This is a genomic window from Halonatronomonas betaini (assembly GCF_015666175.1).
Taxonomy (GTDB): domain Bacteria; phylum Bacillota; class Halanaerobiia; order Halanaerobiales; family Halarsenatibacteraceae; genus Halonatronomonas; species Halonatronomonas betaini.
In genome coordinates, this window is sequence record NZ_JADPIE010000001.1 from 38,508 (window position 1) to 61,210 (window position 22,703).

32 protein-coding genes and 1 riboswitch are annotated in these 22,703 nt (G+C 35.7%); of the genes, 22 read left to right on the top strand and 10 right to left on the bottom strand.

Annotation, left to right across the window (positions count from 1 at the left end):
* Window positions 1–144 precede the first annotated feature (144 nt).
* The gene (locus I0Q91_RS00210; RefSeq protein WP_270452102.1) at window positions 145–1,698 is read left to right on the top strand and encodes an ABC transporter substrate-binding protein; all 1,554 of its coding nucleotides are present in this window, start codon (window positions 145–147) and stop codon (window positions 1,696–1,698) included.
* A gap of 295 nt (window positions 1,699–1,993) precedes the next feature.
* Entirely contained in the window at window positions 1,994–3,082 is a 1,089-nt protein-coding gene (locus I0Q91_RS14360) for a M23 family metallopeptidase (protein WP_270452103.1), read from the top strand.
* 344 nt (window positions 3,083–3,426) lie between these two features.
* Here I0Q91_RS14360 and I0Q91_RS00220 read toward each other — a convergent pair whose 3' ends face one another.
* Together I0Q91_RS00220 and I0Q91_RS00225 are read right to left on the bottom strand one after the other, a co-directional pair.
* Window positions 3,427–3,708: an ImmA/IrrE family metallo-endopeptidase gene (locus tag I0Q91_RS00220; protein ID WP_270452104.1), complete on the bottom strand. Its 282-nt coding sequence runs from the start codon at window positions 3,706–3,708 to the stop codon at window positions 3,427–3,429.
* Between the two features lie 95 nt (window positions 3,709–3,803).
* On the bottom strand, window positions 3,804–4,172 hold the full coding sequence (locus tag I0Q91_RS00225; RefSeq protein ID WP_270452105.1) for a helix-turn-helix domain-containing protein: 369 nt from the start codon (window positions 4,170–4,172) through the stop codon (window positions 3,804–3,806).
* Window positions 4,173–4,341: 169 nt separating this feature from the next.
* Between I0Q91_RS00225 and I0Q91_RS00230 the strand changes: the two genes are divergently transcribed.
* From I0Q91_RS00230 to I0Q91_RS00260, 7 genes are all read left to right on the top strand, one after another.
* Complete coding sequence (locus tag I0Q91_RS00230; protein ID WP_270452106.1) at window positions 4,342–4,947, top strand: ERF family protein; 606 nt, start codon at window positions 4,342–4,344, stop codon at window positions 4,945–4,947.
* A gap of 16 nt (window positions 4,948–4,963) precedes the next feature.
* Window positions 4,964–5,404, top strand: a complete 441-nt coding sequence (locus tag I0Q91_RS00235; RefSeq protein ID WP_270452108.1) for a hypothetical protein — start codon at window positions 4,964–4,966, stop codon at window positions 5,402–5,404.
* 11 nt (window positions 5,405–5,415) lie between these two features.
* On the top strand, window positions 5,416–6,273 hold the full coding sequence (locus tag I0Q91_RS00240) for a DnaD domain-containing protein (RefSeq protein WP_270452109.1): 858 nt from the start codon (window positions 5,416–5,418) through the stop codon (window positions 6,271–6,273).
* On the top strand, window positions 6,200–7,018 hold the full coding sequence (locus I0Q91_RS00245; protein ID WP_270452110.1) for an ATP-binding protein: 819 nt from the start codon (window positions 6,200–6,202) through the stop codon (window positions 7,016–7,018). The genes I0Q91_RS00240 and I0Q91_RS00245 overlap by 74 nt, the downstream gene beginning before the upstream one ends.
* An 89-nt stretch (window positions 7,019–7,107) precedes the next feature.
* The gene (locus I0Q91_RS00250) at window positions 7,108–7,470 is read left to right on the top strand and encodes a single-stranded DNA-binding protein (protein ID WP_270452112.1); all 363 of its coding nucleotides are present in this window, start codon (window positions 7,108–7,110) and stop codon (window positions 7,468–7,470) included.
* Between the two features lie 85 nt (window positions 7,471–7,555).
* Window positions 7,556–7,843: a hypothetical protein gene (locus I0Q91_RS00255; protein WP_270452113.1), complete on the top strand. Its 288-nt coding sequence runs from the start codon at window positions 7,556–7,558 to the stop codon at window positions 7,841–7,843.
* On the top strand, window positions 7,821–8,123 hold the full coding sequence (locus I0Q91_RS00260) for a homing endonuclease associated repeat-containing protein (protein ID WP_270452114.1): 303 nt from the start codon (window positions 7,821–7,823) through the stop codon (window positions 8,121–8,123). Before I0Q91_RS00255 ends, I0Q91_RS00260 begins: the two co-directional genes overlap by 23 nt.
* Window positions 8,124–8,289: 166 nt before the next feature.
* On the opposite strand, the gene I0Q91_RS00265 is transcribed toward I0Q91_RS00260, so the two are convergent.
* The 3 genes from I0Q91_RS00265 to I0Q91_RS00275 all read right to left on the bottom strand — a co-directional run bounded on the left by I0Q91_RS00265 (window position 8,290) and on the right by I0Q91_RS00275 (window position 9,687).
* On the bottom strand, window positions 8,290–9,198 hold the full coding sequence (locus tag I0Q91_RS00265) for a hypothetical protein (protein WP_270452115.1): 909 nt from the start codon (window positions 9,196–9,198) through the stop codon (window positions 8,290–8,292).
* Window positions 9,199–9,307: 109 nt separating this feature from the next.
* Window positions 9,308–9,490, bottom strand: coding sequence for a hypothetical protein (locus I0Q91_RS00270; protein ID WP_270452116.1), 183 nt, complete (start codon window positions 9,488–9,490; stop codon window positions 9,308–9,310).
* Window positions 9,491–9,552: 62 nt separating this feature from the next.
* Entirely contained in the window at window positions 9,553–9,687 is a 135-nt protein-coding gene (locus I0Q91_RS00275) for a hypothetical protein (protein ID WP_270452117.1), read from the bottom strand.
* Window positions 9,688–10,005: 318 nt separating this feature from the next.
* Here I0Q91_RS00275 and I0Q91_RS00280 point away from each other — a divergent pair, with 318 nt between their 5' ends.
* The 7 genes from I0Q91_RS00280 (at window position 10,006) to I0Q91_RS00310 (ending at window position 13,473) form a co-directional block, all read left to right on the top strand.
* Complete coding sequence (locus I0Q91_RS00280; RefSeq protein WP_270452119.1) at window positions 10,006–10,356, top strand: helix-turn-helix transcriptional regulator; 351 nt, start codon at window positions 10,006–10,008, stop codon at window positions 10,354–10,356.
* A gap of 3 nt (window positions 10,357–10,359) precedes the next feature.
* Window positions 10,360–11,127, top strand: a complete 768-nt coding sequence (locus I0Q91_RS00285) for an ImmA/IrrE family metallo-endopeptidase (RefSeq protein ID WP_270452120.1) — start codon at window positions 10,360–10,362, stop codon at window positions 11,125–11,127.
* Window positions 11,099–11,653: a PIN domain-containing protein gene (locus I0Q91_RS00290; RefSeq protein WP_270452122.1), complete on the top strand. Its 555-nt coding sequence runs from the start codon at window positions 11,099–11,101 to the stop codon at window positions 11,651–11,653. The genes I0Q91_RS00285 and I0Q91_RS00290 overlap by 29 nt, the downstream gene beginning before the upstream one ends.
* Before the next feature lie 175 nt (window positions 11,654–11,828).
* Window positions 11,829–12,386 carry an N-acetylmuramoyl-L-alanine amidase gene (locus I0Q91_RS00295; protein WP_270452123.1) on the top strand — a complete coding sequence of 186 codons (558 nt, stop codon included), beginning with the start codon at window positions 11,829–11,831 and terminating at the stop codon, window positions 12,384–12,386.
* The gene (locus tag I0Q91_RS00300; protein WP_270452124.1) at window positions 12,386–12,679 is read left to right on the top strand and encodes a hypothetical protein; all 294 of its coding nucleotides are present in this window, start codon (window positions 12,386–12,388) and stop codon (window positions 12,677–12,679) included. The genes I0Q91_RS00295 and I0Q91_RS00300 overlap by 1 nt, the downstream gene beginning before the upstream one ends.
* Window position 12,680: 1 nt before the next feature.
* A complete protein-coding gene (locus I0Q91_RS00305; RefSeq protein ID WP_270452125.1) occupies window positions 12,681–13,046 on the top strand; it encodes a hypothetical protein in 366 nt (121 codons plus the stop codon).
* A 43-nt stretch (window positions 13,047–13,089) separates the two neighbouring features.
* Window positions 13,090–13,473 carry a hypothetical protein gene (locus tag I0Q91_RS00310; protein WP_270452126.1) on the top strand — a complete coding sequence of 128 codons (384 nt, stop codon included), beginning with the start codon at window positions 13,090–13,092 and terminating at the stop codon, window positions 13,471–13,473.
* 151 nt (window positions 13,474–13,624) lie between these two features.
* Here I0Q91_RS00310 and I0Q91_RS00315 read toward each other — a convergent pair whose 3' ends face one another.
* The 5 genes from I0Q91_RS00315 to I0Q91_RS00335 all read right to left on the bottom strand — a co-directional run bounded on the left by I0Q91_RS00315 (window position 13,625) and on the right by I0Q91_RS00335 (window position 16,611).
* The gene (locus I0Q91_RS00315) at window positions 13,625–14,713 is read right to left on the bottom strand and encodes a Fic family protein (protein WP_270452127.1); all 1,089 of its coding nucleotides are present in this window, start codon (window positions 14,711–14,713) and stop codon (window positions 13,625–13,627) included.
* 201 nt (window positions 14,714–14,914) lie between these two features.
* Window positions 14,915–15,319: a type IV toxin-antitoxin system AbiEi family antitoxin domain-containing protein gene (locus I0Q91_RS00320; protein WP_270452128.1), complete on the bottom strand. Its 405-nt coding sequence runs from the start codon at window positions 15,317–15,319 to the stop codon at window positions 14,915–14,917.
* A 72-nt stretch (window positions 15,320–15,391) separates the two neighbouring features.
* Window positions 15,392–15,871: a ribonuclease toxin HepT-like protein gene (locus I0Q91_RS00325; RefSeq protein WP_270452129.1), complete on the bottom strand. Its 480-nt coding sequence runs from the start codon at window positions 15,869–15,871 to the stop codon at window positions 15,392–15,394.
* Entirely contained in the window at window positions 15,868–16,227 is a 360-nt protein-coding gene (locus I0Q91_RS00330) for a nucleotidyltransferase family protein (protein ID WP_270452131.1), read from the bottom strand. The genes I0Q91_RS00325 and I0Q91_RS00330 overlap by 4 nt, the downstream gene beginning before the upstream one ends.
* Window positions 16,228–16,332: 105 nt before the next feature.
* Window positions 16,333–16,611, bottom strand: coding sequence for a helix-turn-helix transcriptional regulator (locus I0Q91_RS00335; RefSeq protein ID WP_270452132.1), 279 nt, complete (start codon window positions 16,609–16,611; stop codon window positions 16,333–16,335).
* A 198-nt stretch (window positions 16,612–16,809) separates the two neighbouring features.
* Between I0Q91_RS00335 and I0Q91_RS00340 the strand changes: the two genes are divergently transcribed.
* The 6 genes from I0Q91_RS00340 (at window position 16,810) to I0Q91_RS00365 (ending at window position 22,078) form a co-directional block, all read left to right on the top strand.
* Window positions 16,810–17,430 (top strand): hypothetical protein, encoded by a 621-nt coding sequence (locus I0Q91_RS00340; protein WP_270452133.1) that lies wholly within the window; start codon window positions 16,810–16,812, stop codon window positions 17,428–17,430.
* A gap of 124 nt (window positions 17,431–17,554) precedes the next feature.
* On the top strand, window positions 17,555–18,406 hold the full coding sequence (locus I0Q91_RS00345) for a CPBP family intramembrane glutamic endopeptidase (protein WP_270452134.1): 852 nt from the start codon (window positions 17,555–17,557) through the stop codon (window positions 18,404–18,406).
* A 23-nt stretch (window positions 18,407–18,429) separates the two neighbouring features.
* A complete protein-coding gene (locus I0Q91_RS00350) occupies window positions 18,430–19,359 on the top strand; it encodes an ADP-ribosylglycohydrolase family protein (RefSeq protein WP_270452135.1) in 930 nt (309 codons plus the stop codon).
* A 214-nt stretch (window positions 19,360–19,573) separates the two neighbouring features.
* The gene (locus I0Q91_RS00355) at window positions 19,574–19,702 is read left to right on the top strand and encodes a hypothetical protein (protein WP_270452137.1); all 129 of its coding nucleotides are present in this window, start codon (window positions 19,574–19,576) and stop codon (window positions 19,700–19,702) included.
* A gap of 459 nt (window positions 19,703–20,161) precedes the next feature.
* Window positions 20,162–21,454 carry an NUMOD3 domain-containing DNA-binding protein gene (locus tag I0Q91_RS00360; protein WP_270452138.1) on the top strand — a complete coding sequence of 431 codons (1,293 nt, stop codon included), beginning with the start codon at window positions 20,162–20,164 and terminating at the stop codon, window positions 21,452–21,454.
* A gap of 168 nt (window positions 21,455–21,622) precedes the next feature.
* Window positions 21,623–22,078 (top strand): helix-hairpin-helix domain-containing protein, encoded by a 456-nt coding sequence (locus tag I0Q91_RS00365; protein WP_270452139.1) that lies wholly within the window; start codon window positions 21,623–21,625, stop codon window positions 22,076–22,078.
* Between the two features lie 467 nt (window positions 22,079–22,545).
* Window positions 22,546–22,620: riboswitch (cyclic di-GMP riboswitch) on the top strand.
* The last annotated feature ends 83 nt before the right edge of the window (window positions 22,621–22,703 follow it).

The following is a 22,703-nucleotide window of genomic DNA, read 5'->3' on the forward strand; positions in this document are numbered from 1 at the left end:
TAAACTGCAATTTGAATGGAAAATAATATCATGGAGGTGATTTAAAAACATTAGTTTTATCTTTTAAGATCAGACTAAACCCAGTAATGATGGAACCAGAAAATAAAACTTTAAATTATCAAACAAAAGTGAGGAGCGAGTAATATGAGTAGTAAAACAACAAAAACAGTTAAAGTAGCAAGTATCCTTTTAATGGTGTTTCTTTTAACCTTGTCAGCCGTTTCAGAAGAGGCCTTAGCAGATGATACAGTTATTATAGGTCAGAGTGCTGAAGCCTCAGGGCTTCACATTTTAGTCGAGATAGATAGTGTAGCCTTTGAAAGACTAAATCTTATTAATGAGCCATTGATTAGGTTCAATGCTGATTTAGAACTTCAGCCCCACCTGGCCAGCAATTGGGAACTAGTAGATGCCACTAGAATTGATATTGAATTACGAGAAGGTGTTAAATGGCATCATGGTAGAGAGCTAGTAGCAGAAGATGTAAAATATACTTTTGACTGGATATTAGATGAAGATAACCCTGCTGCCAATAGAAATATGTTTGACAACATTGAAGAAGTTGAAGTTATTGATGATTACAATTTAGTCTTCCACCTTTCCGAACCATTTGCCTTTATGATTAATAATATTGCTAGAGCCGGTATTGTTCCTTATGATTATCATGAAGAAGTCGGTTATGAAGAATTCGGTCAGGAACCAATCGGAACTGGCCCATACGTACATGAAGAATGGAGAGCAGACGAACATCACTCCATGACAGCTTTTACAGATTACTGGCAGGGAGAACCTAATTTCTCAAGGCTAAAGTTTGTGCCTATCCCAGAAGATTCATCCCGTCTCTTAGCCTTTGAAGCAGGAGAAATTGACATGTTCCAGGGCGGTATAGTGCCAATGGATCTAAAAAGGTTGGAAGAGTCAGATGATGTAAACGTCTATAGAACCCCAGGTACCGGCTATGTACATTTAGCAATGAATACTACAACAGAAAGAAACCCTGAACTATTACAGGACAGATATTTCCGGAGAGCCTTTACCCATTTAATTGATAGAGAAGCAATCGTTGAGCAGGTAATGGAAGGAATAGGAGCTCCAGGCAAAAGCAATCTAACTCCTCAGATGCCTCACTTTAATGATGAGATAGATTACCCCGCATATGATCCAGAAACTGCCCAGGAGTATCTCGATAAATCAGTTCTAGAACCTGGTGACAGTCTTGAATTATATGTAGATCAAGATTCAGTAAACCTATCAATAGCTGAAATACTGGCCTATGAACTTGAACAATTTGATATTGAACTTGAAATAATATCTGAAGAGTGGGGAGCTTTAGTAGATAGAATTACCCAGTCCAACGATTATGATCTTTACTTTGGTAGCTGGACCGGTCAGACAGATCCGGATAGAGCCTCATATCGTCAGTTCCACAGTCAGGGTAATGCAAACCATACCAGTTTCAGTAATGAACGCCTGGATGAATTACTTGAAAGAGGAAGAACAGTTGATCCAACAAGCGATGAATCAATTGAAATCTATAAAGAAGTACAGGAAATCTTAATTGATCAGGTACCAACCAACTTCCTTTATTATTATGAAGAAATAGCAATAGTTCAGCCAGAGTTTGAAGGTTTTCAAGCCTATCCTTACAGCTCAATAACCTGGTTACAACTTATAGATTCAGTTGAAAGAGTCGAATAAACAACAAAAATTAAATACCTAATAAATCAATCCCACAGTTAGCAGCTGTGGGGTTTTTATTTTACTGGCTTTATTAAATAAAATATCTGTTTAATTTTCTTTTCTATCAAATTAAAACAGAATCCAAATCAGAAATAATATCCTCTCAAACCGCCTTTACAGCTATTAATAAATAGTGATATAATTAACTTAATATTCTTCCCTTCCTGAATACAATTGTACTTTGACACAACTACTTAATAATTTGGGTAGTTTTTTAATACTAACATTAAATAACAGAGAGGAGATTATTATAGTGAATAGAAAAGAAACATTTTTAAATCTAAAAAAGATATCTAATCTAGCTTTAGTAATTTTGCTGCTAGTAACAATAATGGAGATAGTTATTAATTTACCTCAGGATTTAGTGAATATAACTAGATTAATAACTGTGACAGCATTTGTTTTTATAACATTATCTCTTCCCTGGGTTATAAATGCTAAAATTATATTTAAATCTTTAAGTGTAATCGGAATTAGTTTATATGTTTTTGATTTAGTATTTTTAGACTTTAGTTTGCTAGCAGGGTCAGCAATTATACTTGGCGGTATAACCTTATTTATAAGTGATTCCTGGAATAATACTAAAAAAGAAGAGGAGGAAAATGAAACTCTTCCACTAAAATATTATCTTTCAACAATCTTAATATATTTAAATCCATTTCAATTATTGCAAATGATCTGGCATACAATACAGAACACACGCTTATCTGAACCAGAAAGTTTTCAACAACAGGGAGAATATACTTTGCCATTTGAAGAGGAATGGATAGTTATTAATGGTGGAGTTGAGCAAAAAGATTCTCATTCATGGGAGGTTATTAATCAACGTTACGCCTATGATTTTGTAGTGGTTGATTCAAAAAATAGAAGTTATAAAAATAATGGAGATAATCTAGAAGATTATTATTGTTATGGTAAGAATGTTTTATCTCCTGCAGATGGAGAAGTTATAAAAGTTAAAGATGGCATTAGAGATTATCCGAATCCAGGTAATATGATGCTAGATTTTTTGGCTAAAGACTTTAGAGGTAATTTTGTAATGATAAAGCATAACGATCAAGAGTATTCCTTTATGGCCCATTTTATACCTGGTAGTTTTAAAGTAAAAGAAGGAGATATTGTTAAGAGAGGGCAGATAATTGGAAAATGTGGGAATTCAGGACATTCAACTGAGCCACATCTACATTTTCATTTTCAAGACCACCCTAACTTTTATTTAGGCCGGGGCATTCCCATTAAATTTAAAGATTTAAAAATTGATGGTGAGGCTAAATCAGAGTCATACATAAAAAAAGAAGAAAGAGTTGCCCCTTTAGAGGAGTTTAAAGTTAAATCCATATAATAGCTTTTAGAACTATTTGTTATCAGCTAATTTTATACTATCAAACTAAAGTGCTGGGTCTAACTCCTAGCACTTTTAAATAAACCCTTGCACTTACTTATCTATCTATCTATCTATCCTTTTCCTTAGCATATTCTCGTGAGTTTCTTGTCCTGCCTTCTTCATACTCCTTAAATTAAGAGACCGCAATAAGGCTGAGCTTAAAAGAGAAGTAGAGAAACCAGAGGGATTAAGTTTGAGCAGTAATCAGGCTGGGGATCTGGAGGTTGAGTTTCAGAGGAATCTTTAAAATACAAAGCTCCTCTGAAGAAGGTTATAATCTAACCTATTTTTCAGAGGTTTTTTTAAGTTATATGACTATTATGCTTTTTTAATATTTCTTCTGCCAGGGTATTAGCTTCAGAATCTAATAAATTTGTAATATATTTAGATTTAATTTCAATATTATGATTATAACAATTAGGATGCAGTAAATAGTGACTCAATTCATGAGCAATTAATCTATCTGTTTCTTCATCATCAGGGTTATTTGATAAAAGTATATATAGCTGGTTATTAGCATTATTATAATAGAGAATGCTAATATTTTCACCATCAAGGAAATTAAAATTTATTTTGATATCCATTAATTCACATAATTTCCTTGGGCACATAGTTTTATATTTATTAAATAAATATACTATAATAAAATTATAATTTATCATATAATATTTATTCCTCTCTAATTATTTGTGTTTCTCATCATTTCCTGTATTTTGATCAAATTTGCTATTTCTTGATTAGATAACTTCTTTCCCTTATATTCTACTCTAAATTTATTTAATATATCCTCTAATTCAGCTCCTTCCTCATAATACTTATTAAATAACTCTTCAACTTTTCTTTTTTCATTACTTTCACCTAAGAGATAATCAAGACTACAATTGAATAACTCAGACAATCTTAATAGCATCATGGTATTAGGATAACTTTTATCATTTTCATAACGGGATAAAGTAGCTTCAGTTGTTTCTAATTCTTCGGCTAATTCCTGTAAGGTATAATCATACTCAATTCTTAACTGCTTTAACCTTTTTGAGAAATTTACCATTTAAATCACCTCTTAAATTGATTATACATCAATAATAAAATAAAAGCAATAAAATTATTAAAAATGTATAAATAATTTAAAAAAAGCTTTACAAGTTACAAAAATTATAGTATAGTTAAGTTAATATTAAAAAATTGCAAAATACAATCCATAGAAAGGAGCATTCATAATGCATCAAAGTCCCGAAATTGATAAAATAATCTCTGAATTTCATAGATTTCAACAGCAAGTCAAATTTCCTGAAAAGGCCAGGACAGCTGCAGGTCAGGGCTATAAATACATGACCCTGGATGATTTAATAGACCATGCCAGAAAAGCCATGGCCGGCCTGGGCTTAAGTTTCTCCCAGGAAGTCCGTTCTGGCGATAATGGCGATATCGAATTAATGACCAGAATCTATCATACCTCTGGCCAGTGGCTTTCATTTGGACCCCTGGTTTTACCGGCAGATAATGGCAGGGATATGAATAAAATTCAGCAGACCGGTTCAGCCATAACCTATGCCCGGCGTTACAGTCTGGCAGCTGCCTTAGGTATTGCCTCAGAAGAGGATAACGATGGCCAGAGGCTAAAAGATATAGCTGAAGTTACAATTAATTCTGAGCCGATAGAGCCACCAGTCGATAAACTCAGGAAGTATTACCGGGAAAACAAAGGAAATACCCGAAAATTAATAGATGAAATTATAGCAAAAGAAGGCAGCTTAGCTTCACTTTCTACTGCCAGAAAACTTTATTTATTAGATACTATTGAAAAAAATAATAAGAAATCTTGAGAGGAGAATTCATAATATGATTTTTAAAGCAAATAGAATTTCAGTAAATAGTTTAAAAGAGGGAATGAAGTTAACTGTCCAGGTCAGCGAGGAAAACCAGGTAGAGGCCTTAAGGAATATCCATAAATTAATTAATCAGCCCCTGCAGGTAAAGATTGAGTTAGATCAGGAAATTAGAAATAAACAATTAAACGAAATAACAGAAAGCCAGCAGCGAGAAATAGTCGATTACTTTGAAATTATCAGCCAGCAGTTCGGGTTTGACCTTGAAAAGACCCACCTAATTATGAAGGATAGATTTGTCCAGGATAAGAATAATCCCTGGAAACACGATTTTTCCTTAGATAACTGCTCTCAGTTACTTGCCGATGATTTTATCTGCTGGTTAATAGATTACTGTTATGCTGAAAAACTTGAAAGAGCTCTGGCAGATTTAGACTCTGATAAATCAGCCTAGGAAGTGATCAGATGGAAAATCAAAACAAAAAATTTGGCTGGATAAAACTATACCGTTCAATCATGAACCACTGGATCTGGGATGTAAGAGAGGCTTTTTGCAAAAGGGCAGCATTTGTTGATCTATTAATGCTGGTTAATAAAGAAGATAAAGAAATTGAATTTGGCAATAAATTAATCATTGTCAAAAGAGGCGAGAGAATAACCTCTCTAAAATTTCTTTCTGAACGCTGGGGCTGGTCGACTACTAAATTAAATAACTTTTTAAAACTTTTAGAGAAAGATAAAATTATATCTCTAAAAAAAGACAGCCGAAAAACCCTGATCAAGGTCTGTAACTATGAGGATTATCAGGTGTATATTTCTTCAGAAAAAAACGAAGAAAAAACGAATAAAAAACGGCAAAAAAATACTGAAAAAATGGAGGAAAATACAAACAAGAACTTAAAGAACTTAAGAACTTCTGAAGTTGTAGGAGGAGACCTGCCAGTTCAGCCTCCAAATCAACCTGACGAAATTTCTCTTAAATTCAATGAGATCTTTGGGTTCCCCTTAACCCCGACTTATCTCCAGGCTATTCAGGGTTACCTTGATAAAGGTTTAACCAAAGATATGATAGTCCTGGCAATAGAACAGACTGGTTTTCATGGCTCGAAAAACTTTGCCTATCTCAAGGGCATTTTAAATAACTGGCATAACACCGGAATTCGAACTGTTGAAGAAGCCAGAGAGATGATTGCAAAACATGAAAAGAATAATGTTATTCAATTCAATAAAAGAAAGGGAGGTAAAAGTAATGGGCAGAGAAATATTTCAGGAGACAATGGCAAAGACAAGAAAACAGCGAATGAATATGGCAAATACTTCTAAGAAATCAAAGGAGAATGTCTCAAGAGAGGACTCTGCTCATCTAGCCGTGCCTGTTAAACCTGTCAAGCCATTTGATAAACTGGCAGAAGCTAAAAAGAATATGTTAAAGAGTCTGGAACTTCCAGATCGGTATCAGGGCAAAGACTTTGATAATTTCAAGGCCGACCTGCTAGGTGATGGTGCCGATAAAACCATTAAAGAAATCCAGTCCTACGCCAGCTCCTTTGTGAAATTACGGAAGAAAAACAACTGGGCCCTATTTACTGGTGGCTATGGCCTGGGTAAGACCCACCTGGCAGTTGCAGCCTTTAGAGAAGCAGCAGTTCAGTGGGCCTATCATATGGCAGAAAAGTCCAGCAATCCCTATTATCCTGGCAGACCAGATTTAGGTCGAACTTTCCACTTTATTACCAGTTCAGATCTAATCCAGGAGCTCCGGAATAGCTATGATTCTGAACTGCAGACTGAAGAAGCTACACTTTCCAGGTATAAGCGGTCCTATCTGCTTCTTCTTGACGACCTTGGCACTGAGCGGGCCAGTGACTGGCAGAAAGAGAAACTTCATCTCATCTTAAATTACCGCTATAATCATCTTCTGCCAACAATCATTACAACTAACCTGGATTCAGCAGAACTAAAGGGTCAGATTACTCAACGCCTGCTGGATAGAATCATTGAGGCAACTGATAATGGCAGGTATATCTGGCAGCTGAATGGAGAGAGCTATCGAATGAAATCGTCTTAAAATGGGGCAAATGTAAGTTACTGATAACAGGGTGGCAGCCATTAGATTATCTGGTGGCTGCCAATAAATCTTGATATGGAGGTGCTTAAATGTTAAATCAAATAAATTTAATTGGACGCCTGACAGGAGACCCAGAACTTTTTTATACAGCTACTGGTCAGCCGCTGGCAAGTTTTGCCCTGGCAGTACAGCGTTCATTCAAGAATAAAGAAGGAAAGAAAGATGTTGATTTCATAGAAGTTCGGGCCTGGCAGAGACTTGCCGAAGTCTGTGCCGATAATCTCCGCAAGGGCAGGCTTGTTGCCGTTGCTGGCAGGCTCCAAATAAGTAAGAATACCAGAGGTAGTAAGACCTATGAGAATGCCCAGGTTATTGCCAGAGAGATTAATTTTCTCGACTGGCCAGCACCAGCCCAAAATGCAGCAGAAGAACTCATTGAAGTACCATTTTAATAGTTAGTTCAAAGCTTAAATATTAATTTTAAAAACAAATTATAGAGGAGGGAGCCATCCGCAAGCTAGCAGTGATGGCGACTAAATGACAATTAGAAACCTTATTAATAGATTACCAGATAAAGAAATTGAAAAGATGAATTTAATTCTAGATATTGAAGAGATGACACCGACTGATAGCCCCGATATCGGCTGGGAAAGAAAAATAATCTGTCCTAGCTGTTATAAAAAGACATTATTGTTGAAAACCAATAGCAAAACTGGTGCTTATTATAAATGTTTAGAATGTAAGAATTCAGGAGAGCTGATAGTGCTCTATCACGATCTCTTAGGAAAATCATTAATGGTTAGTGAGGCAGAACCTGGCCTATAGCAGAAAGTTTCTGGTAGAAAGCTACCGCCAGAAGGCTAAAGAATTAGGCCGGCCTCCAACAGTTAAAGAAATTAATCTGGACCCAGAGATGGCCTCTTACTGGTCTTACTATCGTCATATCGGTTTAAAAGAGGATATCTGTAACCAACTAAAGATCAGTAATATACCGGCTACTATTTATTATCTCTTTTGCGCTGATTGCCTTTATGACAGCAGCAACTGTGGCAGAAATCCCTTTGACTGTGCCAGGGAGGCCGAACTTTATTTTACAGCCAGATAACTCAAAATCCCCTATCATATAAATGGTAGGGGCCTTTTTTCTGTCTTATATTTAAGTCTTTTCTTTTTAGATAATATAGACTTGTATAAAAAGACAAATTTATAGCGATAAACAATAAAACGGCTGGCATTTTGCCAGCCGTTCCACCATTAATCTATATTAATCCTTAAAGGACGAAACTATAGTCGCCAGTTTCACCTTTAAAGAGGTCTGCACTGTTTTCTTTTTCAGGGATTATACCAGGCTTGATGGGATCTAAACCGGTATCCTGGAAGCTGGAATACCTATTGATGGCTACAAGGCCTAATGAATGATCGCCTGTAGATTCCATTCTGTAGATATAGTATTCATCGGCACCGTCAACTGGCTGCCAGTTGATCTCTACAAAGTTGTCATCATTAAGGTCAGCAAAGTCTGGAACAGAGCTCATGTGAGCCATGCTCGGGTTGGTCTCCTTGCCATTAACGACAGCTGTAACGGCATAGAGGACAGCATTATCGCCTTCAGTACCGACGACATAGGAGTCGATAGTCGTTGGTGAGAATAGCTGTTGGGTCTCCTGGGTGATTCTGAAGAAGTATTCCCCTTCAGGCTCTAAGTCTTCTAGCAGGACGATATTTCTCTCTCCGGCCTCGGCACCAACGAAGATGCTTTCAGGATAGGAGCCTGCTCTCTCGCCGTACTGCAGGTAGACAGGGCCGTCCTTTGAGACATCAAAGCTGATCTGAACTGTATCAGCAGTGATATTTTCAACCTCTACCTTTGAGATCAGGTTATACATCGGCATATGCTTTAAGGTATCACAGGTATACTTCATGAAGAGGTTATAGCCTGTGAGAGGCCTGCCAGCAGCCCTGGTCTTCCAGGCAGCCTTGTCAGCTCCGTTTAATAGCTGATACATGGCAGCAGCTTCAGTAAATCTGCTCCTGACACTCTTCTGTCTGGCAGTATTAGGCTGGGTAGCCTTTGTATGCCTTCTTACATAGTTGATCCCCTTCCATTTAGCGAAGACCATCGAGTCTCCAAACTTTCCAGCAGCATCTATTGAAAATAGTGGTCCAGTTACTTTAGCCAAAGTAACCGCCTCCTTTAAATTTAATTTTTGAAGCTTAATACCTTTTAAGAATAGCATAATAGAGTAATTAAAGGTATAATGGGTGTTTGCAAAAGATGATATTTTCTGTTTACCTGCATTTAGCCATCATTTCTGCAATCAACCCTCTATCAGGCAGCATTTCTTCTACAGGTGCGACAACTTCCAGCCTGTCGCCAGTAGAACCGCAGATAGGGCAGACTTCATCAGTCAATTCACCGGCTATCTCCATGACCTTTTGCTGCCTGCATTCCAGGCATTTAACTACATACATTAGCATCAGCTCCTTTTATATTATAAAGCCAGTTAGATTTAAGATATTATCTAATCAACATACTAACTGGCATAATAGATTAAGTCCTTGCCCTCGGCACCACAGATCATACAGAAGACATTATTTAAGAGGTTAGAGGGCATCTCATCAACTCTGGTCAGCTGTTCGCAGTTTTCGCAGTAGATATAGTCAGCCACCGGCATTACCTCCTTTTAAGATTATGGTTTTATTATATGGCTTAAGAACTAAAAAAGAAGGCCTAGCGTTTGCAAAATCAATGAGTTGTAAATTCTACCAGTAGCAGATATAATGGATATATCAATAAATAAAAGGGGGAATGCAGCTGACCTACAGGAGGGAAGACCTCGTGGAGAGTTACCTGCGAAAGTCTAAAGAGTTAATCGGTGTTTTTCTTATAAATAACATTGCTTTATTGTAATTAAAATGCTACAATTAAATTAACAGATAGATTAAATGTAATTATATTAAACATTTAATCCAGAGGGGGGATTAGGGTGAGTTCAAAATTAACATTTGAAGAGATCGGTCAAAGGTTAAGAAAAGCTAGAGAATCATCAGGTTTCACCCAGTCTGATGTTGAAGAGATGACAGGTATAAATAGAGTCACAATATCTAATATTGAAAGAGGTCAAAAAAAGATTGACTCGTTATTATTAAAGAAGTTTGCCAGATTATATGGATATTCTCTTATGTATTTTCTAGAAGAGCCAGAGGAATTTGAAGAAGTATCAATAGCCTTTAGAACAGAGGGTTTAGATGATAACGAAAAAGAAAATATTAATTGGACAAAGAAAATTCTATTTAATTTTAATGACTTAAAAGAGATCAAAAAAGATGGTGAATAATCTATGGCAAACACTTTAGAAACTAAAGCCAAAATTCGTGCCAGTGAAATAAGGGATAAATTAGGCTTTTCCAAAGAACCGGTGGCTAATATATTTAGCCTTATTGAATCTTTAGGAATTTTATTGACTAAAAAGCCGATTTATGATTCAAATATCTCAGCTTATTTCATTCATTATAAAAATAACTACTTGTTTTTTATAAATAGTGCTCATACTTTAGGGCGGCAGCATTTTTCTGCTGCCCATGAACTCTATCATTATTATTATGACAAAAATTTAAATGGGACTATCTGTGATACTTTTAAATTTAAAAATCAGCGGAATGAAAGTGAAACCCTGGCTGATTATTTTGCAGTCCATTTTTTAATGCCTGAAGACGGCATCTATAAATTCTTTAATCTAGTCGGCGAGGATATCGATATAAATAAAATAATTAAAGCTCAAAATTATTTTAAAGTTAGTTTCAAAGCTATGCTTGTTCGTTTAAAAGTTCTAGGATTAATAGATAAAAGCGAATATGATAGATATTCAACTATCCATTTAAATTCAACCTTTGCCAGACTGGGGTATACAAGAGAGCTAATTAGACCAACAGAAGAAACCTATATCCCTCAAAGCTATTTGGAAATCTTATATGAAAACTACGATAAAAATCAGATTACAGAAAGAGCTTATAAAGAGTATCTATCAGATGTAGGCTTATCAATTGAAGATTTAAAAATTGAAGAGGAGGTAGAGGATCTTGCTGAAGAAACCTCCTTTGATTATTGATAACTGTGTTTTAGGAAATCTCCATTCAGCAAAAGGGTTATATCTTTTAGACCTTTTATATCCTGGAGAGATTATTATCCCTTCCCAGGTATTAGAAGAAGCAACATTGAAAAGCGGATTGTTTCAAGAATTAAAGTTATTAAAAGAAAGGGAAGTATTTCAAATATATACTATTGATGATATAAGTGAAATGCGTAGGTTTGCCAAACTAGAAAGAAGGTTTAAAGATAATGGAGAGGCACAGGCCAAGGGGGAAGCTGCTGTTTTAACAATAGCTGAGATCACTAAAGGCACTGTCTGTAGTGATAATATCAGTGATGTTAAGCCTTATATAAATAGGCATAAGATGGAGTTAAAAACAACTCTAGGTATCCTTTTCGATGCATATTTTCAGAAAATAATTGACCAGAGCCAAGGCGAGGAAATGATAAAAAATATTATTAAAGATGGCAATAAGATACCAGTTAATACATTTAAAGATGTTATCAACTGGTTTGAAAATGAAGAAGGAAGAGAATTATTTTAGGAGGTTATAATTGAATGCCTGGATTATTAAAAAAATATTAATAATCGCTTAAATACATATAAAGTTAATAATATTAATGATCCAGGAAATTATTCAATATTGCAAACAAACCCCATATAAATAACCAACCTCCTCTGATAGGATAAACATATCCTAAACACGAGGAGGTTTTTATATGCAACCATTTAGAATTGCAATTGACCCCGGCCACGGAGGTAGAGATCCAGGAGCTGTTGCCGGTGATATATATGAGAAGGACCTAAATCTTAATCTGTCGGCTTATCTATTTAAAACCTGTTTGAATAGAGGTTTGAATCCATTTTTGCTAAGAGGTGGAGATTACAACTTACAGCTGGAAGAGAGGGTTAATTTAGCTGAGGCTGCCGGGGCAGAGCTCTTTTTGTCAGTCCATCACAATGGGGCTGCCAGTTCTGCAGCTAATGGAACGGAGACTCTTCACTTTCCAGGGAGCAAGTTCGGTGTATTGTATGCTGAATATATCCAGCAGGGGATGTTAGATGCTTTAGGCTCCAGGGACAGAGGGGTTAAGACTTCAGATAGTTTATATGTTTTAAGAAGAACTTCAATGCCGGCAGTTTTGATTGAGCCGTTATTTGTGACCGGCGAGGAAGATAAAATGATTTACAGCAGGGAAGATTATTATAGAGGTTTAGCTGAAATTATTATTGATTCAATTATCCAGTTAAATAAAGAACTGGGCAGAGTTAAATAATGTTTGCCGGCAACATGATCTTTGAAAAGTTGCTGGTGATGGTGGCTATTGGCACCTTTGCCGGTGAGGCTAAGAGGTCATTAATAGAAGAGAGCTTTGAAATTATTGTTTTCTCCTTTAATTTTATCGCCAGTGCTTTTTTAGGATTTAGCCTGGGATATATCTTTTATTATTTGAGGGGCAAAGAAGAACTGGTTCCCTTTTTAGGCGGTCTTATCGGCTATTTCGGCAGCGATTTTGCAGAGGGCAAGGCATTGGTCTTCCTCCAGAATAGACTGGAGGGAGGTGGCTAATATGGTGGAATTATTCGATCGGAAAAGAAAGCTGACAGCCTACTTTTTTATGGTTATTATGATAGTTTTAGCAGTCGGTGTCTTTTACCTGGCAGCCAGTTTAGAAGTCCTGGAGAATAACTTGCTTAATCATGAGGAATTAAAGGCTGAAAAGGTTGAGTTGCTTAATGGAATAGAGGTAGAGGTGGATTTAAATTATTTAGATTTGATCTATATCAATGGAATCAATAAAAATATTGAGATAATCGAAGGTTTAACCTGGCTGGTGAGAGTGGGTATCTTTGTCTTTATCGGCTTAGGTGTCTTTATCCTGGGGCAGTTGGTGGATATCACTCACAGGTTGAGAAAGATCTCAGGCGAGGTTTGATTTTTTGAGCTTAAATTTAACTATTAACTGGAGGAATGAATAGATGGAGTTATTTCTAAATGTTTTAGCTATCTTTGCCGGTGGTGTTCCAGTCTTTTTTATAATATTAATAATTACTAGAAGGTTTTTTCCTGAGATAGATCCTTATCTGGCTAAGGCTAAGCCGGTTATTGCTGAGATCGATGACCTCCTGGATGTAATTTTATTGGAATGGCAATCATCCAGGCTAGAAACTGTTAATGATATAATCGGTCAGCTCCGGCAGGACCTAAGAAGAGCCGGTTATCAGCTGGATCCAGCAGAAGAAGAGAAGGTAATCAATCATGCAAAGGCTAAGTTAAAAAGAGAGGCAGAGAAACCAGAGGGGTTAAGCTTGAGCAGGAATCAGGCCGGGGACCTGAAGGTTGAGTTTAAGAGAGAGTTTTAAGATTCAGGCCGCCTTTAGGCGGCCCTAATATTTGAAATCAAAAATATTTAATTAAATACTCAATTAACCCTGGATTACAGAAGCCCAGAAGACTACGAAAAAGGGAGAAAACTATTTAAACTATGTGTCTAATTTAATGGGGAAGTTCAATTTATCTTAATAGATCAAGCAAATTATAATAATAGTATTTTCTATTTCTCATTTTATTATCAGAGAATATGATTTTTTCTTCTTCTAAAGTAGAAAGATATCTCCTACAGGTAGTATCAGGTATTCCTGTTAGAGAACTTATTGTCTTTACATCAAAAATTGGCTTTTGATACATTGTTTTTACTAGATCTACTACATTGGTACTGTTTATCAAGCCCATTGCTTTTTCTAGATCTCTTTTATATAATTTATCGATTTCTTCAACAAGATTAATATTTTTGGTAACTTGCTTATTTACACTTTCTAAGAAAAATTTAATCCACTCATTCCATCCATTACCTTCTTTTCTAGTTCCATTAAGCATTCTATAATATTTATGTTTATCTTTCTCTAAAACTTCACTAATAAATAGATTAGGGTAATCAATAAGGTTAACATCATATAAATATAATGGAATTAATATGCGTCCTATTCTTCCATTCCCATCTAAAAACGGATGGATAGTTTCAAACTGGGCATGTATAATTGCAACCCTAACTAATGGATGCAAACTATCTTTTGGATTATTAATATATTTCTCTAGATTAGACATATATTGATCAACTAACTGCGGTTGAGGCGGGATAAAAGTAGCAGTTTCTAGAGTGCAACCCTCTGGGCCTATGAAATTTTGAATAGAACGATATTCTCCTGGAGCTCTATTTTGACCTCTAACTCCACTGCTCATTAAGATTTTGTGTAGTTTTTTGAATAAACGAGTTGAAATAGGATATCTTTCTAAAGCATTTTCTCCATAATTTAAAGCATTATAATAATTCAAAACTTCTTGAGCATCATTATTTTTTTTGTTTTTATCAATATCAAATTCTAAAACCTCATCTAAAGTCACTTGTGTACCCTCTATTTTGCTGGATTGTACAGCCTCCTGTAAACTAAAGGGCGTAATTAAAAAATATTCATTTATTTTAGTTTTTTTCAACATAACCTGATATTTACCCACATTTGTACTGGCATTAATTAGTTCATTATAAAATTCCATAGGATTAATCTGTTCATCTATTGGTAATTCGTATGGCTTAAACGGCTTCATTGAAATCATCCCTTCTTTTATTTTCACTTTATACATTTTATTATAATATAAACGGCATATAATTGCAATTGTTCTCAATTATGTTTTAAATGAAAATAAAGAAGTTAAGATAATACGTTTAATGATATGGCACAAAATATTCTCTTGCAATATTTAAAAGCCTGGCTCTAACTGAGGCTGCCATGTTTTTAGGGGTTTCACTCATATTAAAACCTCCAGATATCTACTCATTAGTGTCTTAACACCTGTAATCTCAGCGTATTTAATCAGTTTATCTATATTTCTATAATTTTGCTTTAAATATTCTTGAAGTGCTTCCTTCATTACATCAACACCTATTTTTTTCCGGTACCTAATACAGTCACAGATAATTTTTTCTCTGTCATATATTTTAATTTTCTCACCTTTAATATTTATTTCAGTTATGCCTGTATAATATTGTTTATCAGAAAAATAATAGATAGAAATAGGTGGATAATCAGGCAGAGTAGGCTTGAAATGATCCCTGTGGATGGCAACATAATACTCCCAGGGATTATTGGTTGTCAGTTCATAATAGGAGAGGGCTGAAAGCAGGCTGATTAGCCTATATTTAAGACAATACAAATATAAAAAGCACTGGATTATTTCCAGCACTTTTAGTTAAATCATATTAGTTTCTCGAAGAGTTAATAATTTTTAGCTATTAGCTCTGTCTTCTAAAAAATCAATAAATTCTTCTATATCCTTTCTTATCTCTTCTTTGAGCGGAGAGAGGTTTTTAACCAGGGGTTTAATTCGCTCCTTAGAAAGGTTAAAGGTATAAACATTTCTTACAATATGTCGAAACCCTCTATATTCATCGAGTTTATTAGCAATTTCTTTACTTATGACTTGAGGCCGTACTTTTTTAATTGAAATTTTCATTTGATTTAAAAGGTCCTGGTGCCAGGATTCACCCTGAGGAATATTGTCATCAATTTCTGTAGCAATCAATTCAAAAATCCGTTCAAGACCGGCATAATAATCATGTAGATTAAGGGCTATACTATCAAGTATGAGCTCATCATAGGTATTTTCAATTCTTTCCCAGCCAGAATTGATTTTTTCTACAACTTTATCTAGCTCATCTAACTCATTTTCTATTCTACTAATCAATGTAAAGTAAGGTTTATTCAAATTAACTCTCCCTCCCTTTTGATTGCGTCTTTTAAATACTCTTTGCAATCATCAATATCAACCAGATCAATTTGAAAGTCTTTTATCTCTCTAGTGATAGTTCCAAAGGCTTTATAGAATTTTTCTGGTGGTATCCCACTGGCTGCTAGATCAATATCTGATCCTGCATGAAACCTCTCTTTTTGAGTTAATGAGCCAAAAATCCAGACCTTATCAGCCTTAAATTGTTCCTTTAAAATTTTAGCTGCTTTTTCTGCTTCTTCTCTTGCCTTCTTTTGCCTTTTGAGCAGATACTTATCAGTTTTAGTTGATTTATGAAAGAGAAGAGGATAATCATCACTTTTGATTTTAACCATAATAATTCACCTGCTCTTTTAGGTTATTTGCTTTTCTGGCATGTTCATGTACTTGTCTTTGTCTTCTTCTGTAAAAAAAGTGGAGTATGATTAGTAAATCATCATCTACTTAAACTTAATTTCCAGTTTTTTATCTAGAGCCTTAGCAACTTTATTTAAAAATTCAACACTGGGATTATAATCGTCATTTTCTAGTCTGGAGATGGCTGACTGCCTGGTACCAATTTTATCTGCCAATTCTTTTTGAGTTAAATCATTTTCTATCCTATACCTTATTATCTGCTTTTTAATTTCATATATAACATTAAGGTTATCATATTCCTCTTTACCTTCTTCAGATTCAAAAAGTTCTTCTTTTAAATCTTTATGATCTATTAATTCCATTATATTCAACTCCCATCTACTAAATATATCATATCACGTATATGTTATTATTGAAAGCCATGTTTAATAAATACGATTCCTTAAACCCAAACTATAATCTAACCAATAAAACCATTTTTTAAAAACTCATAGACAAAATAGGAATAATACTTTAATATAAAGTTAAGCAGAAAAAATAAAAAGAAGGTGGTCTTAATAATGCCTAAAACTAAAAAGTTATCATGGGAAGGCAGAGTAATTTCAGTTCAGCCTCGAATTAGATTAACCAGGTCTTTTGACGAAAGGTATCACAATTATCTTGGCTTTATTCTTAGAATTTACGGGAAAATTGAAAATGAAACTAAAGAATTTACTATAGGCATAGGGAAGGCCACACAGGCAAAGAAAGAATTTCAAGCCGGTGATATAATTACCGGGGAATGCCTGCCACCTTCAAACCCTGAAGCTGAACCAGCAGATTATTACAAAGCCTCAAAATTAAAAATACTTGAGAAAAGTTCAGAATTGAATACTCCACCACCCTGGCATGGAATACCTCCGACTTTAGAAGAATACAGAGCCAGAGGACATAGAAGGCTGGCAAAGATAACATATAAATCTAAATGTTCATCCTGTATCTGGGGAGCCTGGATGGCTGTAGAGATGATAATTGATCACTGGAACCCAGGTAAAGTAAAATACCGGACTGAAACTTTCTGTTATGGACCTAAATCCTGTGACTATTATAAAGCCGGACCTAACAGAAAAGTACCAGGCAGAAAAGGTATGGTCTATGAAGAACCTGACTGGGTAGATGAAGAGGAAACTTCTCACAGATAATTATTCTCACAGCTAATTTCCTAGAAGCCCTAATCCATGCAGGAATAATCATTATCTTAGAGAATTATACAAATATAATAATTCCACCGGACTTAAATTGAAAAATTTTAAGGAGGATGAAGCCATGGACTCCAGGGCTAGAAGACCGCTGAACACCTATTATCTAATCGCATTTATATTCACCTGGACTTGCTGGATCGGGGCGATTTTACTCGGCTACGAGGATAAGACTTTCATAGAGATAGTCAACCGCCAGTTCCAGTCAGGCCAGGAGTTGGCCACCTTTATCCTATTCAGGATCGGGGTTTACGGTCCGCTTCTGGCAGCTCTTATTACCACCGGATACCTCTATAAAACCAGGGGATTAAAAGAGTTCTGGCAGCGGCTAACCAGATGGCATATTCCGGTCAGGTGGTATCTCTTTGTCTTTCTCCTCCCGGTCTTAATTAACCTGGCCGTTGTCCTTATTGGCCTGCTAATAGGTGTTGAACTGTCAGCCTTCTTTGCCAGTGGTCTGCCAGTATCATATATCATCCTCCTTTTTATCTATCAGATCATAACCAGCGGCCTGGAGGAGCCAGGCTGGCGGGGTTTTGTCCTGGAGAATCTATTGGAAAAGTATCCTGCCGATAAAGCTAGCTGGATCTTAGGGCTGGTCTGGGCTATCTGGCATTTTCCCTATCTATTTTATCTCTACTGGGGTGGCGGGATTCAGGTGCTGCTGCCGTCACTGCTAGGCTTCACCCTGGCAATTATCGGCCAGACCTTCATAATCAGCTGGTTCTATGTAAACACTAGAAGTATATTTCTGGCCATCTTACTCCATGCCTGGCTAAATACCTCAGCTGCAGTTATCATAGGCGAGATAACTATCGTTAATCCGGCCCTTGGTATAATTCCTGGCCTGGCAACCTGGCTTGTCGTCTTTGTCCTTATAAAGAGATATGGAAATCAGCTAACTGTAAATCCAGGATAACCTGTAAGGAGGCATCATAAACCTTGAAACTTACCCAAAAAGAACAGCAAACCTACAACAAGTTCAGCGGAACCCTAATAGGCCTGGCAGTCGGCGATGCCCTGGGAGCAGCAGTAGAATTCAAACCCAGGGGCAGTTTCCAGCAGGTCACAGACATGCGAGGTGGCGGTCCCCATAATCTAGAGCCAGGTTACTGGACCGATGATACCAGCATGGCCCTCTGCCTTGCTGAAAGTCTTATAGAATCAGGCTTTGATCTAAAAGACCAGCTCGATAAATACCTGAAATGGTATCGAGACGGCTACTTAAGCTCAACTGGCAGCTGCTTTGATATTGGCATCAATACCTCTAATGCACTGGCTAATTACGAGCAGACCGGAGAGCTTCCGCCAGAAAAGGAGAGGGCTGCCGGCAATGGCAGCTTAATGCGCCTGGCCCCAATCCCCATGTATTACCACAATAGCTTTCAAAAGGCAGTCAAATATTCTGGTGAGAGCTCACTGTCAACCCATAATAATATCATGGCCATCGATGCCTGCCGCTTTACCGGCGGACTTATCCAGACCTTTATCAGCTCAGATTATAACTCAAATGCCAGTAAAGAGGACAGTATCAGATCCACAGCAGATCAACTATCCCTGGATGGCAGGGTAAAAGAGGCAATCACAGGCGCCCTCACTAAAGAGTCAGACCAGCAGATAAAATCAGATGGCTTTGTCATCAATTCATTAGAGGCCAGCCTCTGGTCATTTGTAAATACCAGCACCTTTAAAGCGGCAGTCTTAAAAGCTGTCAACTTAGGCCATGACGCCGATACAACAGGAGCTATCACCGGCCAGATCGCCGGGGCCTTCTATGGCAGAGACGGAATTCCTGAAAGCTGGATCCTGCAGCTGGCTGATGAAGCTAAAATCTATGAGATCATAGACGATCTCTTCTCCATCAGATTCTAACTTAGCAGCCTGCAAAAATACCTGTATACAGGTATTCAAGTCCTGATATATTTTACTTTACCACTTTAATAAGGTATAATAAATAGTGCATAAGCCATCAGCGGCCCAACAAGTATATTAGTAGTCGAGGAAACCTGGGCTTACCAGCCGGCAATAGCTGCCGGTATTTTTAAGTTGCTGATGGAAATTTCACAGGAAAGGAGGCTATAATTAAGTGAGCAAATTGAGCATTGAGCAGGTTGATAGTCAAGACAGGGCCAGCCAGTTGACAGAACATGAGAAGGAAGTAATGGAGGAAAAGTTAAGGCGGTCCTTCCGCAAAACCACAAGAGTGTTTAGTTAAAACCTCAAATTATTTAGAACCAATTTTTATGCGGAAAAACAGTTAAATCTTAAGTTCAAAAGAAAGACCACCGGTGGCAATAGCTATCGGTGGTTTTTCTGCTTTAATGCAAAAATATTTAATGGACCCAACGGTTACCCGACGGTTACCAAACGGTATCTCTTAACAAATTTCACAAAGTCTCCAGGGTAAACTAAAAACAATTAAATTTAAAAATATTTTTAAATTTTTTCTAGCAACAAAACCATCTAAATCGCTATAATTATTGATATTACAGGCAGCAAGCTTGTTTTACCATATAACCACTTCATTTGTAAAGTATTTGCTATAAATGGTATAATGTATAAGTTAATAGGTGAATGTGATATCATTCATATTAACTGGAGCTTTATCCAGGAGTCAAGTATTAAAAAGTTAAATAATTAATCTACTTTAAAAAGTAGATAGGAGGAAATTTCTATGATAAATAAAGAAGAATTAGAAGAATTATATTGGGGAGAACCAGGAACTGAAATGGGAACGTATATTATTGCAGATAAGTTAGGATGTAGTCAATCTACAATTTACAGGCATTTTAAAAAATATAATATCCCTGTTAGACCACCAACTACAGAAAGTAATGAATGTATGACTAAAGCAAGTGTTGAAACAAGCAGCCGCAAGTTTAAGGAATTATATGAAAGTGGTATGTTGGATATACCCGTTATGTCCGGTGAAAATAGCCCTAATTATGGGAAGAAGGCTTCAGTTGAAACGAGAAAAAAGATGAGTGAAGCCAGAACAAAATACTGTAATACTAATCCATTAGACAAAGATATAGCTCTAGAAATTTATGATTTATATAAAAACACCGATATATCGTTAGAAAGTTTAAAAGATAAATATAAGCGCTCAATGAAAATTATTCATTCAATAGTTAGTTGTAAACACTGGACAACTAAAGATTTAACACCAATCTCAAAGCCTTGTGGTCAAAAAGGTATTTCTCATCCTAAAGCTATAATAGACAAAAAAACTGCCTTAAAAATTTTTGATGATTATAAAACTAGTAATTTAAAAAAGAAAGAGCTTGCTAATAATTATGGAGTCTCTTATAAGATAGTACATCAAATAGTAAATTGCAAACACTGGACAACCAGGGATTTAACACCGATTCCCATTACTACAGAGAATAATGGTATTTATCATCACAGGTCTAAAATAAATAAAGAAACCGGCTTAGAAATCTATAAAAAATATAAAAATAGCGATCTTACACAAAAAGATTTAGCAAAAGAATATGGAGTTCACATTTCTACTATAGGCTTCATAATTAGATGTACTCACTGGACAACTAAAGATCTAACACCAATCTCAAAGACTTCTAGTCAAAAAGGTATTTCTCATCCCAAAGCTATAATAGATAAAAAAACTGCCTTAAAAATTTATAATGATTATAAAACTAGTAATTTAAAAAAGAAGGAACTTGCTAATAATTATGGAGTCTCTTATAATATAGTATATCAAATAGCAAATTGCAAACACTGGACAACCAGGGATTTAACACCGATTCCCAATACTACAGAGAATAAAGGTGTTTATAATCACAGCGCTAAAATTGATAAAGAAGCCGGCTTAGAGATTTATAATAAATATAAAAATAATAATATAAAGAAAAAGGTCCTCGCAAATGATTATGGGGTTTCTGTTAGAACAATAGGCCTAATAATAAATTGCAAACACTGGACAACAGAGCACTTATTAGATGACTAAGCTCGGAGTTTCACTGCTTTAATTAAACCTTACATCCAGCCAGTATCACGTTTCAACTCTGGATATATTTTACTTTAACAATTTAATTGGATATAATAGGAACAATAAAAGATTTAATTATCTTTTATCTATTGTCTGCTTGCTGCTAATTGGAGGTAAATTAATATAATGATAAATATAAATACTGCGAATCTCAAAGAGTTACAGAATGTAAAAGGAATTGGTCAAAAAACCGCTGAAAGTATTATAGAATATCGCAATAATAATGGTGAATTTTCATATTTAAGAGATCTACTTGAAATTAACGGTATAGGAGCAAAAACACTTGAAAGCATAAAGCCCCAAATTACTGCTGGAGAAGGAGATGATATTAAAAATACGACTATTGAATTCAATCCTGAAGAATATGATCTCGATCAGCCTGAACAGGTTCATCTGGTTGGCTCAATGAATAACTGGGATCCAGCCGATAAGAGTTATCCTCTGAAAAAAGGAGAGGGTGAGGTCTGGAAAAACACATTTAAATTAAAGGAGGGAGCTGAATATAAGATTATGTATGACTCTTCCAGCTGGGAAGAGGACAAACATGTTGGCTATTATGGCAGTAATCTTGTTGTAGAATAATTTATTTGTCAGCCATTTTCCATCAGCAGCCCATTAAGAATACTAGCAGTCGAGCAGACCAGGGCATATCAGCCGGCAATAACTGCCGGAATTTATTCAATTGCTGATGAAATACAAAAATAAAGTTGGCTGCAACTAATTTGGATAGGAGTAGATTGAGTAGCGAGTAGCTAGATTATCCAGACAGGGCTAGCCTGATCACAGAAGACGAGAATGAGATAATTGAGTAAAAGTTAAGGCAGTCCTTCCGCAAAACAACAAGAGTGCTTAGTTAAAATTATTTAATGATTTAGATTTTATTTTTAGCGGAAAATATAATTAAATAGCTTTAATAAATAACACCTGGTGAGATTCCAGGTGTTATTTATTTTAAATCCTTAAATATAAAAATAAAGCATAATTAATTTCTAAATAAGGGCAGGATAATTCTACTTAATCAAGAATTAGTAATTAAATATCATAATTTAATACTTTATGGGCAAAACTACTGAGAAGTAGTGGCGCAAAGCTATGGGTCTTTATGAGATTGCCAGGTTGCATTTTTAGTGACTATAGCTTTATGCTATAGTTTTTTTAGTTATAATTAATAAAACTTCAAAGTTAATAAGGCTTAAGAAGGAGGTAA